Origin of the sequence: Methylomonas subterranea (genome assembly GCF_024505185.1) — a bacterium.
In the GTDB taxonomy this organism is placed as follows: Bacteria; Pseudomonadota; Gammaproteobacteria; order Methylococcales; family Methylomonadaceae; genus Methylomonas; species Methylomonas subterranea.
This window is the reverse complement of record NZ_JANIBJ010000001.1, coordinates 179,200-196,927: the sequence shown is the minus strand read 5'-3', so window position 1 is coordinate 196,927 and position 17,728 is coordinate 179,200. Positions and strand designations below refer to the sequence as shown.

The window sequence follows — 17,728 nt, the reverse complement described above, 5'->3', positions numbered from 1 at the left end:
TCATTCACTTACCACACCGGGATCCAGTGTGTATAACAAGGCCTGCACCAACAGCGACACATCGTTGTGTTCCCTGGCATCGACCGCAAACACCGGCGGATTGAGACCCAAATTTTGTAAATGTGCTTGATATTCGTTGATGGTGGGGGTGCTACTGATATCCATCTGGGTTACCCCCACCGCGACAGCGGTGTCTTCGATAAACTTACTGAAGGCATTCAGAAAAAACCGCATATCCTGAAACGGATCGGTGCGGGTATTATCCAGCAACAAAATCAGACCGATACCGCCTTGGGTCAGAATGTCCCACATAAAATCGAAGCGTTCCTGACCCGGAGTTCCATACAGATGTACCTTTTCGCCGCCCTCAAGATTCATGACCCCGTAATCCATCGCCACAGTGGTGGATGCCTTACGGTCCTTGGTCATATCGCTGGCGGCTGCATCGGTTTTCACCGGTGGCGCATCGCTGATGCTTGTGATTGCAGTAGTTTTTCCGGCGCCTACCGGCCCGGTAAAAATAATTTTATATTGACTCATGCCGATCCCTAACCCTTAGTCGCCGCGCAATTTATTAAGAATTTTACTAAACAGAGTTTGCTTTTTATTCGGCTTGGGTAAGTCCGGTTTTGGCGTCTGTACCGAATCGATACTGGGCCGACTTTGCGACAATATCCCCAAGCAGTGACATGCACTGATAAAAGCAAATGCATATTGAGGTTTTACATCCAACACTTTAACAACTTCCAAAGGTGTATATGTCCCTTTGAGCAATAATGAGGTCATCCGCATGGCATCCGGAATCAACAACAGGCGGGTAAAATTAGGCCAATATTTCAATGAAATCGGCAAGTTTGGATCTATTCCGCGGGGAAAACGGCCTTTTGAAGTCCAGATAGCCAATTTCCAGATAAAGGTCTCCAAATCCTGAAACTTGTCCTTGGCCTTTCCGGCTTTCACACTATCTGCATCGATAGGCACCAAGCTGATGTTGGCGGCGAACATTTTATTTTGTTCCACCCCCGCAAATACCCTCAACTGCTTGTCGTCGGCATCCAGCCAGATTTGCCGTGTATCGGGAAATATCAACAAGGGCTTCCAGATGGAGTTTAATTGCTGAGCTTTGCCTTGATGCGCGGCCACTTTGCAAGCCGAAAGAACATAGCTGAGAAAATGTTTTTTGGCATCGAAACTGGCGCTCAATAATTGTTTGGCATCCTGAAAGTCGATATCCATCAAGGTACCCAAAAAAGCCGTGTAACCACCTTCGTTATTTTCAAAGGCTGAACGAGGCTTAGCCGGTTTTGCCGCTACCGGACGGCTGACTTCCGGACCGGACTGCTGCGCGGTGTTTGGGGTAGTCTGGCTTGGCTTTTCCGAAACAGGCGCCGGGCTGACTTTTTTAACCGGTTTCAATTGGCTCAGCACGGTGGTCAACTGCTCGGCGTTGACCGGTTTTTGCACAAAATAGGTGTTTTCAATTTTTAAGCGTTGCAACGATAAAAGTACCACCGGTCTTTCCGGCGCTTTCCGCCGGCAATCCGCCAGAATGTCCGAAGCCGTTGCAAAATCCGCATCGATAATGTTGACTTGAGCATCCGCTTCCGCGACGACTTCGGCGATGCCCCGGCAAGGACCCTTCAAATATAATTCCATGGTCTTGTAACTTCTCGGATCCATGCCGTATAACGCCACTTTGACAGAATCCGGTCGATTTTTTTTCATGAGCTTTTTCCATTAAAAAACACTGCCAACTGTTGCCACTGGTCAATTAATGGCTCACCGGATTCCAGCATCCAGTCATATTGTTTTTGAAACCGCTCGCTGCTCTCGGTAGATTTATACAGTTCCAGCAACAACGCTTGAAAATCCTGCCTGTCCGGAGTTTGCTCCAGCCCTTGCTCCAATATATCCATTGCTTCTTCAAGCTGGCTGTATTCGATAAAATCCGCCGCCAGACCCAAATAATCATGCTGAGACTGGACTTGGCGCTTGGTCTCCAGCAAGCTGGAAACACCCACCACGCCCTTGGTAAACACGGAAAAACGGCTCCCCCGCATATCTTGCCGGCCTTGAACCAGATTTTTAAGACATGCCTGTTGCTCTTCATTTAGCAGGGAACGGCTGCCCCACAATAGTCGCAGGCTCAAATCCCTGCCTTTTTGATCCAGTACGATCAGTAAATCCAGCAACGCGGCAAACAGTGGTTCCGGTAAAGCATTTTGATAGCAAAAATAAATGCGCCGCAGATGAGCCAGCAAATCTTTCGGCTTTCTGCTCACCCTTAACACCAGTGTGGTAAGAATCGATGCTTCGGGCGACTGGTTCCCGTGAAAAGACAATACCTCATGGTCTGCAAACGCCTGGAGAACAACCGAATCATCGGACTGATCAACAAACAAGTTATTCAAATACTGAGGCATCAAACCCTCCGAGGTAAAATATTTTGTGCAAGAATAGCAGCTAATAGGCCTAACAGGCGACACAAGCAGCGATTTGCCATAAAAAACCCTTAATTTGTGAGGTAATCGAATTTTCGCATACCCGCATCAACCCAAAGGAGACCAGACATGCTGTGGTTGAAAGCATTACATTTGATTTTTATGGTGACATGGTTTGCCGGTTTGTTTTATCTGCCCAGACTCTATGTCTACCACGCCATGAGCGACGATGAAATCAGCAACCAACGCTTCAAGGTCATGGAACGCAAACTCTATTTCGGCATCATGACACCCGGCATGCTGTTAACCCTGGCGTTTGGGGTATGGATGTTGGCCGATTACGCTTGGTCTTTGTATTCAGCCGCCGGCTGGCTGCACTTGAAACTCGGCTTGCTGGTATTGATGGTGGTTTACCATCTGTTTTGCGGCAAATGGCTGCTGGACTTTAAACACGACAGAAACCGGCGCAGCCATGTTTATTACCGCTGGATGAATGAAATACCGGTGATTTTCCTGATCGCCATTATCTGGCTGGCGGTGCTGAAACCCTTCTGAGATTTCCCCAGATATTAACGACCCTTTCCATCAAACCATAACTCCAGCATCATCAAGATCCAGATCAATTCGCCATAATAAGCGGCATGGATGCTTTGATGCATGTCTATGGCGTGATCGAGAAATTTGGGCTGGAAATACTCGCGCTTCTTAAGCGTGTGTATGGCATCGTAAGCCAATTCCTTTAACGGTTGATGGTCTTTCAACCAGATACCGAACGGCAAGCCAAAGCCGTGCTTGGGTTTATTGATGATCCGCTCGGGCAAAAAGTTGCTCATGGCTTGTTTGTAAAACCAGCGCAGCTTTTGGCCTTTTAACTTATCGGCCGAGGGTATGCGGCAGGACAATTCCACGATACGCTGATCCAGCAACGGATAACATACTTCTACGCCAACCATCTCGCACATACGATTGACTTTCACCAGATCGTTATCATGCAACGTGGTTTTCCAGTCCATATACAGCATGCGATTCAGCGTGCTGGCATTTTCCGGCCGACGATAACAGTCTGCCAGCAATTGCAACGGTTCGGAGCTATCGATACGCGCCAGAAAATCGGCCTGAAAAATATCGGCTACGTCATGCCGGTGCAAAAAATTATAGTCTTGCAAACGATCCGGCATGGCTGCCTTGGCTTGCTCGATATAGCGTTTGGCTTTAAAGGGTAATTTGCTATTGGCGAGACCCCGGGGTAAACAGCTCAAACCGGCTTCCAGGGCGGACTGGGCAAAGCCCGGCAGGCGCAGATAGTGATCGAACAACATTTGCTTGGCGTAGCGTTCATTCCCGGCGAAAATCTCGTCGCCCCCGTCACCGGCCAGCATCCGGCTTACGCCATTTTCTTTAGCTAATCTGGCGCAATAATAAGCCGCCAATGCCGACGAGTTGCCAAAAGGCTCGTCATAGTAACGGGCTATCAAGGGCACCGCGGCCACCGTATCTTCCGGCGTAACGTAATATTCGTGCTGGCGGGTGTTGAAATGCTTAACGGCAATATTGGCGTATTCGATTTCGTTATAACCTTCTACGGGAAAACCCATCGAAAAGGTTTTTGCCTTTCCGGGAAATACCTTGGCCAAGGTACCGGCCACACTGGAGCTATCCAAGCCGCCACTCAAAAATGCGCCGGTGTTGTCTTCGCTTCCCACGCTGGATTTAACGGCATCGACCAGCAATTGTTGTAATTCGTCACCGGCATGCTGCAAGCTGCCGCTCATCTGTTCCTGAAATACCGGCAACCAGTAACGTTTCAGACTGATCTTGCCGTCCTTATAAATCAGGCATTGTCCGCCCTCCAGTTTTTTCACCTGTTGGTAAATCGTATTCGGACTGGGGCAATGATGAAAATAAACATAATCGTAAACGCTTTGCGCGGAGATATCCGAGCTGACTTCAGGGTGGCGGATCACGAAATCCGCACTGGAACCGAACACGATGCCGTCGTTGGTTTCAGCATAATAAATATGGCTTAATCCAATGGGGTCGGTCGCCAGCAGCAGGCTTTGCCGCAGGGCATCCACCACCACCAGCGCAAGCGGATGGCTTTGCGACACCAAACCTTCCCCCCCCTGTTGCCGATAGACAGCGTGATACTGCCGCAACTTGTCCACAGAAAGGGGCGCGGCCGGCGCAATTAAATAGCATTCATCGACTTGCGCGATTTTGTCGGCGGCCGCGCGGATCGCATAGTTCGCGCCGTGAAAATGATCCAGCCCGGGACCGGAAAGCATTTTCTCCAACACACCTCGTGAATCGGCTTGGCCTATAGCGCCATGCATCCAACCTGCAAATTTCGTCATTGTGGTTATTTACTGTTTGACATGACTGATAACATACCTGAATTTACCGGATTTCTCCTTGGCAATAAACTCGGGATATTCGATATTGATATTCACGGCTTGACCCAACCTGGCCTTGAATACGGCGATAATTTTTTCTTCGGCGCTCGCCTGTTGATAGGCGGAAGTCCTGACGATTTGCACACTGGTTTTATCCAGGCTTTCCTGGGTGATTTTAAAGGCGTCCACCCCGTCCAGGTCGCGCAAAACGTAGATCAAGGCCAGCCCATGCAACACCGTGCCGTCTTGAGCCACCACAAAGTCCGTTGTTCGACCTTGCACTTCCGCCAACAAAGGTAACCCCCGACCGCAGTCACAGGTTTCGGCGGACAAAATCCCCATATCCCCGGTACGATAACGAATGAAGGGAAAATCCCGGGTCGCCAGATGGGTCACCACGATTTCGCCCAATTCTCCGACCGGCAGCACCTTTCCATCGTTGTCGACAATTTCCACGATGATGTCTTCGGCGGTGATATGCATGCCGCCCCGAGGACATTGATGGGCTATAAAGCCGGCATCGCGCCCGCCATAGCCATTGGCGACCGGGCAACCGAATACGCCTTGAATTTTTGCCCGCTGATGCTCATACAACCTTTCCGAGGTGACAAAAGCCACTTTTATGCCCAATTCGCTAAGAACTACGCCATTTTTTTCGGCATGCTCGGCTATATGCGCCAAGGCCGATGGATAGCCGAACAGCATTTTTGGCCGTATGCGTTGAATATCCCCGATAAAGCCGTCCAGTTTCTCCGCCGACATTTCAAATGCCGGCATAAGATGGGTTCTGAAAAATTTATCCCGCAAAAGCCGAATTTTGTCCTGCGAACCCAGTTCGATAGGCGAACCCCAGATCACCGCCTCCGGATCGCCGATATCGACATCCCACCAACGCGTTGCCCGCCATTTGGCAGCCACATCGTGACTGACCCGTTTGTTGCCAATGAAAAAAATCAACGGCTCACCGCTGGAACCGCCGGTATTAAAACGAGACAAGCCATTGGCATCATCCGCTTTCAATGCCTCCGAATTGGCTCTGATAGTCGCTTTATCCAGCAAGGGCAATTCGGCCAATTGCCGCAGATCGCTTAACTCTTGGGGATCGAAGCCGCGAGAGGCAAACAACTGCCGGTAATAAGGCACATGCCGGTCCACATCGATCAGGAAAGCCTTCAGCCTTGTCAACTGCAATTGCCGGATCTGCTCCGGAGCCAACCACTGGCTGTGCTCCATGTCTTGGCGCACCTTAACCGTTGTGTGTTTTTTCAGCGCCTCATGCAGAGGGAACAGAATGGTCGAGCAAAAAGAGGTATAAATATCCGATATCATGCTGTCACCTGCTCGTAGAGTGTAAGCCATTGCTGTTTAACCTGCCGCCAAGCATACTGTTGAACATATTGGATACCGTTCTCGGCCAGCTTTTCATATAAGGCCCCATCAATGATTAATTGCTCCAATTTAGCCGCCATCATTTCCGGATTATTGGGTTCAACCATTAAGGCGGTTTCACCGTCACTGACAATGTAAGGTATTCCGCCGACGGCGGTAGTCACTATCGGCAAGCCGGCGGCCAAAGCTTCCAGCAGCGAATTAGGCATGTTGTCGACCCGGGTCGGGTTCAGCATGATATCCGCTTTGGCATACAATCCGGCAATCTGCTCCGGAGTCAATTTGCCGGTAAATTCAATGTTATCCGTCAAAGCCTTCTGTTGAACCAACTTCGATAAGGACTCCAATAAGGGGCCACTACCGGCTATCAACACCTTCACCAGCGGTATTTTTTGCCGCAAAATTGCTATGGCTTCAATGGCGACGTCGATCCCGTAAATCGATTCCAGATTTCGCGCAATCACAATCACGGGAGCCTCCTTATTACGAACGCACTTATTCGACGCAAACGCAAAGCGGTTTAAATCGACGATATTGGGAATCACGCGGGCGGCAAAGCCGTATTTATCAAAAACGGTCTGTAGAAACCCGGAAGGTACCACCAAGGCCGATATTTTTTTCAATGTCGGGGCTACGAATTTGATCGAAGTTTGCAAATATACCTCGGCCTCTCCGCCTCGATAATTTACGATCACCGGTACGTTTTTAAACCACGCGACCCATATCGCAGGCGCGGCAAAAACCTGCCAGGACCAGCCGGAATTTGCCATTACATGCAAACAATCGACATTTTTACAAACTGTCCAAAGCTCAAGGATATATGGGATCAAGCGAAATACGGCCCGAATTCCTTTAATACGCGCAAACAGCGGATGCGGATAAGGTCTGTTGGTTTGCACCAACGTGACTTTGACGCCCTCCGAAGACAATAATCCGGCAAGTTGTTTGGTTTGATTGGCCATACCGCCAAAAGGCGGTGGCAATGGCCCCACTAAACCGATATGCAAGCTATTTTTCCGGCTATCTGGCTGCGACGCACTTTGCATAAACATCCTGATAGCGCTCGACACTGCCGAGCCAGTTCCGCTCTTCCTCTACATATCGCCTGCCGGACCGGCGTATCTCATCCCAACGGGGCTTATCCTTCAATGCAAACAAAACCGTGTCGGCCAACGACGTCCGGTCACCGGCTTTAAACAAATAACCCGTGGATTTATCCTGTATCAATTCGTGATGCCCACCCACGTCCGAGGCCACCAACAATCGGCCTTGAGCCATGGCCTCCAGCGGCTTCAGCGGCGTGACCAATTCAGTCAGACGCATGGACAACCGTGGATAAACCAGAACATCCACCAGATTGTAATAGCGTTGAACTTGGTCATGCGGCACGCGCCCCGTCACGATAACCATATCCTGCAAACCCAAGGCCTGAACCTTGTTCTTGATTTGTTTTTGCTGCGGACCGCCGCCCACCAGCAACAAACGCACATCGGGCTGGGATGCCAGGATGGCGGGCAAGGCATCCAACAGCAGCAGCAAGCCCTCGTAGGCGTAGAATGAGCCTATAAAACCAAGCACCTGTTTATCCACCAGATTCAACTCTTTCACCAAATCGGGGTCCGCCGACTCGCCAAAGGTAAATTTCTCGATATCCACGGCATTCGGGATCACGGTGATTTTATCCGCCGCCACCCCGCGACTGATAATATCCTTTCTCAGGCCGTCGCAAATCGTTGTCACGGCCTGGGCACGCTTGAAGACATGAGTTTCCATTAACTTGGTAATGCGGTAACGCAAACTGTTTTCCCGCGTGGTGCCATGATCGACCGCCGCGTCTTCCCAGAAAGCCCTGCACTCATAAACCAAGGGAATTTGGTATTTGTTCGACATCGCCAGAGCCGCCAGCCCGTTTAGGGCCGGAGAATGGGCATGCAAAATATCAGGCTTGATTTGCGGGATGACTTCATCCAGACGTCTTTCCAGACTTTTGACTATGGCCCATTGATTAAGGACGGGGAAATTGGCGAACAGTCCTTCCGGATCTGGCGAGCGAAAGAACTGCAAACCATCGACCGTTTCGACCGCCGCGCGACCGCCGACATGTTTTGCGGAGGTTATATGAAAGGTTTCCCAACCCAGTTTCCTTTGCTGTTCAAGAATTGCGCGAGTGCGAAAGGTATAACCGCTGTGCAGGGGGATGGAATGATCGAGAATATGTAAGACTTTCATGTCTGAAGTTGGCTTGATTATTTGTAATTATTCAGCAATCATTGTGCATGCGCGGGGCTTATCCGCCCTACACTTCGCAATCTCTGAATCGTTACGGTTATTTTTATTTTAATTATCGACCATTCAAGCAATTAGTGCTGATCTTTTCCTGGTAGCCGCATCCAGGCTTTTCGAGATAAATGCGGCAATAGTAAATATAGCGGCATTTTTAACCAATGCGAACGGACATACAACAACCAACGCGCCAACCCTGTCCAGCTATCATCACAACTGGCATGATCCGGCATCAATGCCCTTAAAAACAGCCAGTCCATGACAACGATGAGTTTTGGTTGGCAACCCGACTGTTCCAACCGCCGCATGGCGCCTTGCAGTTCTGGCGCGTGTAGAATTAAAGTCAGATATCGTAAAGCGTAATAAACAGGCCGCTGCAGCCCGAGTTGCCGTGCGCGATCAACCAATTGCAAACGCTCATCGGCATCCAATTCAGCGATCAGCCCAGCCAAATCCACCAGATCGCGCAAGCCCTTGTCCAACTCACCTTCGTAAAATAAATGCGTGGCGCTGTGAATGAATCTATCAAGAGGCGATAGTACCTTGATTCCCTGATGCTCGCCCGTCAACTCGACGGCAGCCTCAAGCAACAACTGCGCATCCGGGCAGGCTTTGGCGGTTCTGGGCAGAATATTATGATGCAAATCAACCACGCTACCGCGTTTGACATGCCTAAGAGGTGGAATTTCATGCATCCAGCGCCGGTAGTATTGCTGGTCGTAATCGTCTTTGTTTTCCGGCAACCAGCCATGTATCATCAAGCGCTTCTCGACATCAACCAGCGCCTCGAATGGTACCAATAAGTCAATATCGGAGAATGAACGTCCTCTATGCGGCGCCAAACAGGCCAGTGTATAAGCGCCACCTTTTAAAACAATTAATGAACAACTCGCACCAGTAAACGCCTGGCGCAGTTTACCAATTTCCCACAAAAAATCGCGCTGTTGCTTTTCGGTTTGAACACGTGCGGAGTCCAAGTGTCGAAATGCACCATTAGGCAATAACGGCAACAAAGCTTGCGCATCAACCAAATAATATAAATGCCCTAACAATTGAGATCTTCGCGCCTGACGAATTAGTAAATCCCACTCGGCCGCGTTTAACTCTTTAAAAGCCCGTTCTTTACGAAGCACCGCAACCAACAGAGGCCAGCTAGTTCTCATGTGGCGGTTCCAATTGAGAAAAAACGACAATCGCCTCGTCCAAATTGCTGTATTTAAAACTAAAACAATCCGCTCGATCAACAACCTGCTTTAAAACCTCAAAGCCCTTCACACCCAACGCACTGTAATTGAAGGCGTTATTGGCAACTTCCATGAATGCCTGTCCCTTCGGCTTTGACAGTAATTCAGTGATGGCGCCGGCTTCATATTTTGGAAAAATAATCCAGCCAATCGGACATTCGACGAATTGTTTTTGCACGCTTTCGGTTGGCGGTTTCAGATGGCAAACGCTGCCTTTCAAAGTATCGGACGATAAAACCCCAAGCACAGCTTGCGGATAACGCTGTCTTATAATGTCAATGGAACGGTTTTTTAATCCAATTGGCCGCGGCACCGGTACCACGCCGGCAGTAATGAGATTGATCAAGGTCAATTCATCGGACAACAGGCGCCAACCTTCCTGCACCAAACTAGCACATAAGGTGCTTTTACCCGAACCGGGCGGTGCAGGCAATACAGCGGCAAAACCGTTCTTTTCCATCACCGCGGCATGAATAATCAGATAGGTATGAATTTGCGTGGATATGCACCAATTCATGCCCCATTCGAGCATGGCGGTGGCGTGAATCATCGGGAATGGGTTAAATACAACCCTGTCGTCTACGTAGAACTGAGCTTGTGGATGAATCAGGCTTCTGATCAACCGGGGTGCCCTTAGATTGACATGAAAATCACAAAAGCTATTTTCGCCATATAAATCGACCGGAAAATCTTGATAAAGTCTTTCTAAATTATATCCAACATTCGCCAACGAGCTTCTGATCAAGAAATTGAATGGACCTGTGCAAATTACTAGACCATGCGCCAGATGCTTTTCGAAAGAAAAATTAGTCACTGGTAACAGGTTGCAAAAAACCTATATTAACAAGTTGCTTGATAACCTCAACCACAATTCTTTCAGATTCATTCGAAGAACGGGGAAAACTGACATCAATATCGGATAAGAGCTCGGAAAGTGAAATATCATCATACTTGGAACAATAACGGATTACGGGTTCAAGCACGACTGGAAACAAATGGGTATCCCCGCTTCTAGGGTTATAAACAACTAACTCGTCATCCCATTTGGCAACTAATATTTGGGCAATTTTTATAAACCTTGCAATCACAACTCGAGCATCAAATGCAACTAGAATAAAATATTTCGTAATCTGACATGGCTACGCCATTAATGTTAAATACTTCTCCAGTCAAATTTGGGAAAGGTATTGCAGAAGTGCTTATCAATTTATTAAATTCCGTTGCAATTTTATAAAGCAATATTTTGTCAGCAGCTGAATTCGCCAATAATACTGTATAAATTGTGCGACCATCTGAAGAACCGGGTACCAGGCTGGACACGAATCCTTTTGCAATAGCTGGATCGGTAGCCAAATAATTCCCACTCCAAAGCCCGGTTGACAAATTACGAATTTCGTATCTAATAGGCCCCCCGCCGTTGACCTTTATCCGGGTAGGTAAATAATTGCTGGGCCAAGCCGTTCCAGGAACGGAGGTTACCTGTGACAGCCAACCTGCCGCGCTTTTCCATCCCGAACCACTAGGAGGGGTGAATGTGCCGTGAGATAAATTCTGTCCCAATCTTGCAGCTATTGCAAAAGACTGGAATCCACTGGCAACGCAGTAGTTCGCCCAAGCAGACCGGTTTGCCAATGTGAGCAGAGGCAGAGCAACCAACCCTCTCTTCGAAAACGAACGGCGGGAGTTATCTACAGTATAGGGAGGTTCATGCCCGCCAATTTCCGCTTTTTGGTTTTGGTCTTCGGATTTCATTTCAGATTACCTCTAAATAAATTTGAACTGGTTCACACTCTAACAAAACGCTCAGCGCATGTCCATTGAACAAGTGGGCAATTTTTAACTTAAAAATTTAACGCACTAAAGGGAGTTTCTCAGAAAAGCTTCAAACATCAATAACGACCAAATCGGCGCGCTGTAATCGCGTAATCCGGCCTGATGCTGCGTGACCATATGCTCTAAAAACGCCTGATTGAACCAGCCGGTTTGTTTAAGTGTATCCCCTAACAACGCTTCCCGCACCCGTTGTTTTAATGGACCTTTAAACCAGCTTGCCAAGGGTACCGCAAAACCCATTTTGGGCCGATACAGAATATCGTTGGGTAAATAAGTTTCCAAGGCTTTTTTGAACACGTATTTGCCTTCCCGGCCATGCAATTTCAATTCCGGCGGCAGGGTCGCCATCCATTCCACCAGCTTGTGATCCAACAACGGCACCCGCACTTCCAACGCATGCGCCATGCTGGCTCTATCGACTTTGGTCAGGATATCGCCCGGCAAATAGGTTTTCAAGTCCAGGTATTGCACCATGGACAACGGATCGCTCGGCGCCAGATTTTTATATCGCCTGAATACCTCTATGGCCTGATAACCTTGCAATTGGCTTTTTAGCTGGTTGCTGAACAACTGCTCCCGCATCTCGTTGGACATGATGGAAACGCTATGAAAATAACCGGCCATGGAATCGCGGCCAATGGATTCCAAAGTCGATTTCGCCCGCAAAAACTTGGGCGCCCAATCCAGTTTGGGATAAATCCGGCCCAGGGTCGAAAACAGCGGCACCCGTACTGCGTCCGGCAACAATGCCCGCATTCTGTCTTCATAGGTATGCCAACGGTGCCGGCGGTAGCCTGCCAGGTTTTCGTCGCCACCGTCACCGGATAGCACCACGGTAACCTGTTTCTTGGCCAACTCGCAAACCCGGTAAGTCGGCAAGGCAGAACTGTCCGCGTAAGGTTCATCGTATAATCCGGACAATTGATCGATCAAACTGAAATCGTCCGGATCGACCTGCTCCACTCTATGCGCGGTATGATAACGCTCGGCCACTTGCGCGGCGAACTGGGATTCATTGAATTTGGGATCGCCAAAGGAAATGGAACAGGTATTTACCGGATCGTTCGATAATCCGGCCATCATGGCCACCACGGCGCTGGAATCCACGCCGCCGGACAGAAAAGCTCCCAACGGCACATCGGCTACCATGCGAATCTTGACTGCTTGGCGCAGGCGCTCGATCAATTCCTCACCGACTTCCGCCGCATCCCGGTTTAGGCCCGGCTGAAATTTTACGTCCCAATATTGCCTGGGCTGCCATTGCCGTTGGCCTTTTTTGATGGTTAAGAAATAGCCTGGCTCCAGCTTATAAACGCCCTGATAAATAGTCTTGGGATCGGGAATATAGCCGAAACCGAAATAATCTTCGATGGCGGTTGGATCGATTGTTTTAGGCAATAGCGGATGCTGTTTCAATGCCTTGAGTTCGGAACCGAATATCAGCTGATCATTCGGTAAGTGGGCATAAAACAGCGGTTTGATACCCAAACGGTCGCGCGCCAGAAACAAGGATTGTTGCGCCCTGTCCCAAATCGCGAAGGCAAACATGCCGCGCAAGCGCTCGACGCACGCTTCCCCCCAGGCTTGCCAAGCATAGAGAATCACTTCGGTATCGCAATGGGTTCTAAAACCGTAGCCCAAGGCTTGCAACTCTTCCCGCAGCTCCGGAAAGTTATACACCTCGCCGTTATAGGTCAGCACCACATTACCATCCTGGCTATGCATGGGCTGCTGGCCGCTGGACAGGTCGATAATCGACAAACGGCGATGCCCGAAACCCAAACCCGGCTCGGTATGCAAACCGCCCTCGTCGGGTCCGCGATGAAATTGCGATTCGTTCATCCTCGACAGCAAATCCCGATCGATTTCGGTTTTTTCATGAATGTCAAAGATACCCACTATGCCGCACATGTTAGCTCCCCAGGGCTGTGATTAATGCCTGTCATAAACCGCCAGATAGCGTGCCACCATGCTATCCATTGAAAATTCCTGTTGCGCCCGCCGCCATGCCGCTTCGGCAAATTGCCGCCGTTTACCATCGTCACCGACCAGACTTTGCAATGCGGCGGCCATGGCCGGGACGTTTTCCTTTTCCACCAGCAGACCGGTTGTTTCGTTGAGCACCAACTCCGGATTACCCCCCACCCGGGTTGCGATGACCGGCAAGCCAGAAGCCATGGCTTCCAGAATGGTATTTGAAATGCCCTCCGCCTTGGACGGCAATACAAAGACATCGAAACCGCGCATGATTTGGGCAACATCTTGGCGTTCTCCGGGCAGCCAGGCCTTGTCGTCCAAGCCATGCTGCTGAAGCAGATTGACAGCCAATTCCCGTAATGGCCCATCGCCGATCAACGCCAGACAGGCTTTGCCGGCAAAGCTTGCCGACTGCTGACAAGCTAGAATATAGGCCTTGACCAGGGTTAATTGATCTTTTACCCCATGCATGCGCCCGACGGTGCCGATCAGTAACTTATTCTGCAAATCCAGCGGACAGTCTACCAAGGTTTGTCGCTGTCCTTGAGCAGGATAAAACCTCTCCGTGTCAACACCGTTACAAATCCGGGTAATTTTTTGGGCGGAAATACCCACTTTGTACTGCAAATAATCTTCCAACTGCCTGGAAAGTGGAATAAAGCGCTGAATCAAAAAACCCAACGAAAAGCGTAACCAGCGATATTTGACATTATTACCCTCCGGATCGAATACATCCCAACCATGCTCGCCCTGTACCCTGAAAGGCACGCCGGCCAAAAAGGCACACAGTTGATATTCGATGGCGGCCAAATTGCGGGTATGCACAATCTCGGGCTCAAGTTGTTTGAGCAATTTGTAAACTTTTAAAAATGACCCGCCATCCTGGCCCGGCTTTTTATGTATTTCAAATATGGCCACATCCGGCCGCTGGATACGCTTGCTGAAATCGGTACTGTCGGTCAAACAGATAATTGCATGCCGATATTTTTCACTTGGCATGCGATTGATCAGGTTGACCAAACCGTTTTCCAGCCCACCCACGTCCAGACGGTAAATGATATGCACGATCAACGGCGGCAATTCGGACATGGGGTTAACGTTCCCGACCGGAAATGATGCCGCATAGGCGTTGCCCGTTATGCTCCCAACCGAAATCGCTCCGCACGTAACCGCGATGCTCCGGCACAACCCTGACGGCTTGCCGCAGAATATCGACGACTTTTCCGGCAAACTCGTTAGGCTCATCGGCTAGCGCAATTTGTAACGACGAATTACCTGGAATGCCTTCCATTGCGGCGGAAGTTGCCACGATGGGCTTGGCCATGGCCATGGCTTCGAGCACTTTGTTTTGTATGCCGCGGGCAATTCGCAAAGGCGCCACCACCAGACCGGCGTGAAAAACGTAGTTCCTGACATCATCGACGCGCCCGGTGACGATTACCGAGCTGTCTTCGTCCGCCAGCTGCAGCACAGCCCCGGAGGGTTTTGAACCGACAATATAAAAACGCGCCTCCGGGATTTGCTGCTTGACCAACGGAAAAACCTGCCGGGCAAACCAAACCACGGCATCAACATTGGCCCAATAATCCATGGCTCCGGTAAAAACCATGTTTTTTTCAGTTGGCGCAAATGGCGAATCGAAGCTTAAAGCAGGGTCGAAAAAGTCGGTATCGACGCCATTATTTACAAAACTGACTTTATCCGCGTGCTTTGGCGATAATTGCCTGAATAACTCCGCTTCCCGTTCCGATACAAACAAGGTGGTTTTAGCCAAACCGGCAATATGGGTTTCGAAATCCAGCAGTTTTTCCGCCTCGCGCCGGTACACCCAACTGGCCGGCCAACTTTTACTGCCGGCGTATTGCCGCCATTTATCGGAGTCAACATCCACAAAATCGGCCACCAAACTCACCGCGGAGTGATTTTCCAGGTACTGCGCCATCGGCGAGGAAAAAATCTGCGCGTGCTGAATATTGTGTTCCGCAACGGTTTTGTCTACCCAGGCCTGCAATGCGGCATTGCGATAGTAGGACAAACTCAACGCCTCGCCGGTCAGAAAACCGCGCAAGCTCATCAGCTTTGCTAATTTGGGCTGTAAATCAACGCAAAAACTGTCTTTGCAATAAGGTTTCAAGGCATCGACATACTGTTTATCATCCGGGTCGTCGATAAAGGTTCCCAGATAAACCTCGTATTGTTCCGCCAAGGCTTTCAGGAAGTGAAACGAACGTATCTTGTCGCCTTTATTCGGCGGATACGGAATTCGATGCACCAAATAGAGTAATTTGGTCATGAGCAGCTCAGCCCAAATCCTTGGCCAACCATGGGCCCACCCACTGACTGACCGGCAATGGCAAGCGCTTCCAGGCGGCAATAAACAATTGATACTTGGGATTCAGTGGATTGATATCGGGAATTTGTTGCGCCTTAACCAGATCGATTTCGTAGAACAACGGCTCGGGCTCGAAGCCCCAATGCTTTTTAAACCGATAAGAGCCGGTACCTTCCTTGCTGCGACCATAATCGAATATTTTGCAACCTTTATCCACCGCCCTGCGCATGACTTCCCAATACATGAAATCGTTGCCTTTCAGATCCCGGGCCAGATCGGTACCACCGCCGTAGTAAGGCAATACTTCATCCTTGAAATAAAAGCTCATGACGCCGGCGACCAATCGGCCCTCATGTTCGATGACCAAAATCTCGCAATCATCGGCAAAAACTTGCTTTAAGGCTGCAAAATAACGTTTGGGGAAAACCGGCGTACCCAAGTTTCGGACGCTTTCCGAGTAAGCTTGATAAAAACGTTCGATTGAGTTGTCGACCGTGCCGCTCAAGCCAGCCTTGATACCCGCCCTGACCATGGCGCGTTGTTTGCGCGGGATTGCCGCCATATTTTTCTCATGGTCGCTATCCAGACCTTTTCGGAAAGTCACATAGAGTTGCTTATGCGGCCAATCCGGATGCTGTTGCCGCCGATTGCGCATTTCCAGATGGTCCACGCCCAATTCCCGCGCCAATTGTTGCGCATGGTTTTGCAAGGCGGCAAACGCCTGATCATTGCTGGCAACTATGCCGCCGTAGACGCAAAACGCATTGGAAATTAGGGCATTGCCGAACAGCAAACTATTGATGTGCACCAACGGCAGAATCCCGGTGATTTGACCGTCTTGCTCGGCAAAGTAGTAATAAGTCTTATGCGAAAAAGCCTGTTGCACGACCCGCTGCCAACCGGAAAGATGAAAAAAGCTGGCGGAATCGGATGCGCTGACATAGTTGTCCCAACGCTGATAATCAGCCGGTTCAAGTAGTTTGATCATGATGGCGTTTTGGCAAGAGGTGTGCTTAAAAAAACATTTTGCATGGTATCCCAGACAAAATCATTTAATAAGTTATCGAGGCGGCTTTCTACCCGGTTTAAATTCAAATAATGTCTGAAGCGCGATTTGAACGGCAGGTTGTGCTGTCTGGGCTGATCCGGATCAATTTCCCACGGGTGGAAATAAAAAATACCTGCCTGCCGTTCCACCGAGTTCAGATATTGATAGGCCGCCTTGGAAAACAGATAGGGGTACAAGCGAAAAAACCCGCCGCCCCCACAGGGCAGGTTCTTATTTAAAATTTTTAGCGTGGTAATCGGCAGTTCAAGCAAGTTTTGCGTGTTATCCGGTTGAAACGCAAATCGCGGCGCCGAAGGCATGCCATATAAATCATGCTTGACCGGATAAATGCTGGAGCTATATAGATGCCCCTCTTCTTCCAAAATTTGCAAAGCCCAAAGATTGTTGGCGCCAATTGAATAGCTGGCCGCGCGATAGCCGATAACCGCTTTCCCGGCAGTCTGTTCAAGTAACTGTTTGGTTTTTTTGATATCCGCGCGAAATTGCTGCGGTGTTTGCTGCGTCACACGCACATGCTCGTATCCGTGCGACGCCAACTCATGACCCTCGGCAACAATCCGTCTCACCAACGCCGGGTAACGCTCGGCCACCCAGCCCAGCGTAAAAAAAGTCGCTTTCACCTGATGTTTAGCAAATAAATCCAGAATGCGATGGGTATTTTCGACAACCCGGTGCGGCAAGGAATCCCAGCCGGATTTATCGATATGCTGCTCAAATGCCGATACCTGGAAATAATCCTCGACATCGACCGTCATCGCATTGGTGAT

At 49.6% G+C, this 17,728-nt stretch carries 17 protein-coding genes; 1 reads left to right on the top strand and 16 read right to left on the bottom strand.

From position 1 onward, the window contains the following. The 3 genes from NP590_RS00895 to NP590_RS00885 are packed head-to-tail and all read right to left on the bottom strand — an operon-like array spanning window position 1 to window position 2,282. Window positions 1-540 carry a GTP-binding protein gene (locus NP590_RS00895; protein ID WP_256600252.1) on the bottom strand — a complete coding sequence of 180 codons (540 nt, stop codon included), beginning with the start codon at window positions 538-540 and terminating at the stop codon, window positions 1-3. A 15-nt stretch (window positions 541-555) separates the two neighbouring features. Continuing rightward, window positions 556-1,725: a hypothetical protein gene (locus tag NP590_RS00890; protein WP_256600251.1), complete on the bottom strand. Its 1,170-nt coding sequence runs from the start codon at window positions 1,723-1,725 to the stop codon at window positions 556-558. Next, on the bottom strand, window positions 1,722-2,282 hold the full coding sequence (locus NP590_RS00885) for a type IV pilus assembly protein FimV (RefSeq protein ID WP_256600250.1): 561 nt from the start codon (window positions 2,280-2,282) through the stop codon (window positions 1,722-1,724). Before NP590_RS00885 ends, NP590_RS00890 begins: the two co-directional genes overlap by 4 nt. A 288-nt stretch (window positions 2,283-2,570) precedes the next feature. Between NP590_RS00885 and hemJ the strand changes: the two genes are divergently transcribed. After that, window positions 2,571-2,996: a protoporphyrinogen oxidase HemJ gene (gene hemJ, locus NP590_RS00880; RefSeq protein WP_256600249.1), complete on the top strand. Its 426-nt coding sequence runs from the start codon at window positions 2,571-2,573 to the stop codon at window positions 2,994-2,996. Between the two features lie 14 nt (window positions 2,997-3,010). On the opposite strand, the gene NP590_RS00875 is transcribed toward hemJ, so the two are convergent. The 13 genes from NP590_RS00875 to NP590_RS00820 all read right to left on the bottom strand — a co-directional run bounded on the left by NP590_RS00875 (window position 3,011) and on the right by NP590_RS00820 (window position 17,716). Next, entirely contained in the window at window positions 3,011-4,795 is a 1,785-nt protein-coding gene (locus tag NP590_RS00875) for an asparagine synthetase B family protein (protein WP_256600248.1), read from the bottom strand. 9 nt (window positions 4,796-4,804) lie between these two features. Then, complete coding sequence (locus NP590_RS00870; protein ID WP_256600247.1) at window positions 4,805-6,163, bottom strand: phenylacetate--CoA ligase family protein; 1,359 nt, start codon at window positions 6,161-6,163, stop codon at window positions 4,805-4,807. Next, entirely contained in the window at window positions 6,160-7,185 is a 1,026-nt protein-coding gene (locus NP590_RS00865; RefSeq protein ID WP_256600246.1) for a glycosyltransferase family 4 protein, read from the bottom strand. The genes NP590_RS00870 and NP590_RS00865 overlap by 4 nt, the downstream gene beginning before the upstream one ends. Before the next feature lie 58 nt (window positions 7,186-7,243). Next, complete coding sequence (locus tag NP590_RS00860) at window positions 7,244-8,452, bottom strand: TIGR04063 family PEP-CTERM/XrtA system glycosyltransferase (RefSeq protein WP_256600245.1); 1,209 nt, start codon at window positions 8,450-8,452, stop codon at window positions 7,244-7,246. Between the two features lie 131 nt (window positions 8,453-8,583). Beyond that, window positions 8,584-9,669: a nucleotidyltransferase domain-containing protein gene (locus tag NP590_RS00855; protein WP_256600244.1), complete on the bottom strand. Its 1,086-nt coding sequence runs from the start codon at window positions 9,667-9,669 to the stop codon at window positions 8,584-8,586. Next, the gene (locus tag NP590_RS00850) at window positions 9,659-10,564 is read right to left on the bottom strand and encodes an HprK-related kinase A (protein ID WP_256600243.1); all 906 of its coding nucleotides are present in this window, start codon (window positions 10,562-10,564) and stop codon (window positions 9,659-9,661) included. The genes NP590_RS00855 and NP590_RS00850 overlap by 11 nt, the downstream gene beginning before the upstream one ends. After that, the gene (locus tag NP590_RS20530; protein WP_371927204.1) at window positions 10,557-10,838 is read right to left on the bottom strand and encodes an HPr-rel-A system PqqD family peptide chaperone; all 282 of its coding nucleotides are present in this window, start codon (window positions 10,836-10,838) and stop codon (window positions 10,557-10,559) included. Before NP590_RS20530 ends, NP590_RS00850 begins: the two co-directional genes overlap by 8 nt. A 10-nt stretch (window positions 10,839-10,848) precedes the next feature. Beyond that, on the bottom strand, window positions 10,849-11,502 hold the full coding sequence (locus tag NP590_RS00845; protein WP_256600242.1) for a hypothetical protein: 654 nt from the start codon (window positions 11,500-11,502) through the stop codon (window positions 10,849-10,851). A 105-nt stretch (window positions 11,503-11,607) separates the two neighbouring features. After that, window positions 11,608-13,494: an XrtA/PEP-CTERM system amidotransferase gene (locus NP590_RS00840; protein WP_256600241.1), complete on the bottom strand. Its 1,887-nt coding sequence runs from the start codon at window positions 13,492-13,494 to the stop codon at window positions 11,608-11,610. 21 nt (window positions 13,495-13,515) lie between these two features. Next, window positions 13,516-14,649, bottom strand: a complete 1,134-nt coding sequence (locus NP590_RS00835; protein ID WP_256600240.1) for a TIGR03088 family PEP-CTERM/XrtA system glycosyltransferase — start codon at window positions 14,647-14,649, stop codon at window positions 13,516-13,518. A 4-nt stretch (window positions 14,650-14,653) separates the two neighbouring features. Next, on the bottom strand, window positions 14,654-15,853 hold the full coding sequence (locus NP590_RS00830) for a TIGR03087 family PEP-CTERM/XrtA system glycosyltransferase (protein ID WP_256600239.1): 1,200 nt from the start codon (window positions 15,851-15,853) through the stop codon (window positions 14,654-14,656). A 7-nt stretch (window positions 15,854-15,860) separates the two neighbouring features. Beyond that, entirely contained in the window at window positions 15,861-16,880 is a 1,020-nt protein-coding gene (locus NP590_RS00825; protein ID WP_256600238.1) for a FemAB family XrtA/PEP-CTERM system-associated protein, read from the bottom strand. Further along, the gene (locus NP590_RS00820) at window positions 16,877-17,716 is read right to left on the bottom strand and encodes an XrtA system polysaccharide deacetylase (RefSeq protein ID WP_256600319.1); all 840 of its coding nucleotides are present in this window, start codon (window positions 17,714-17,716) and stop codon (window positions 16,877-16,879) included. The genes NP590_RS00825 and NP590_RS00820 overlap by 4 nt, the downstream gene beginning before the upstream one ends. Window positions 17,717-17,728 lie beyond the last annotated feature (12 nt).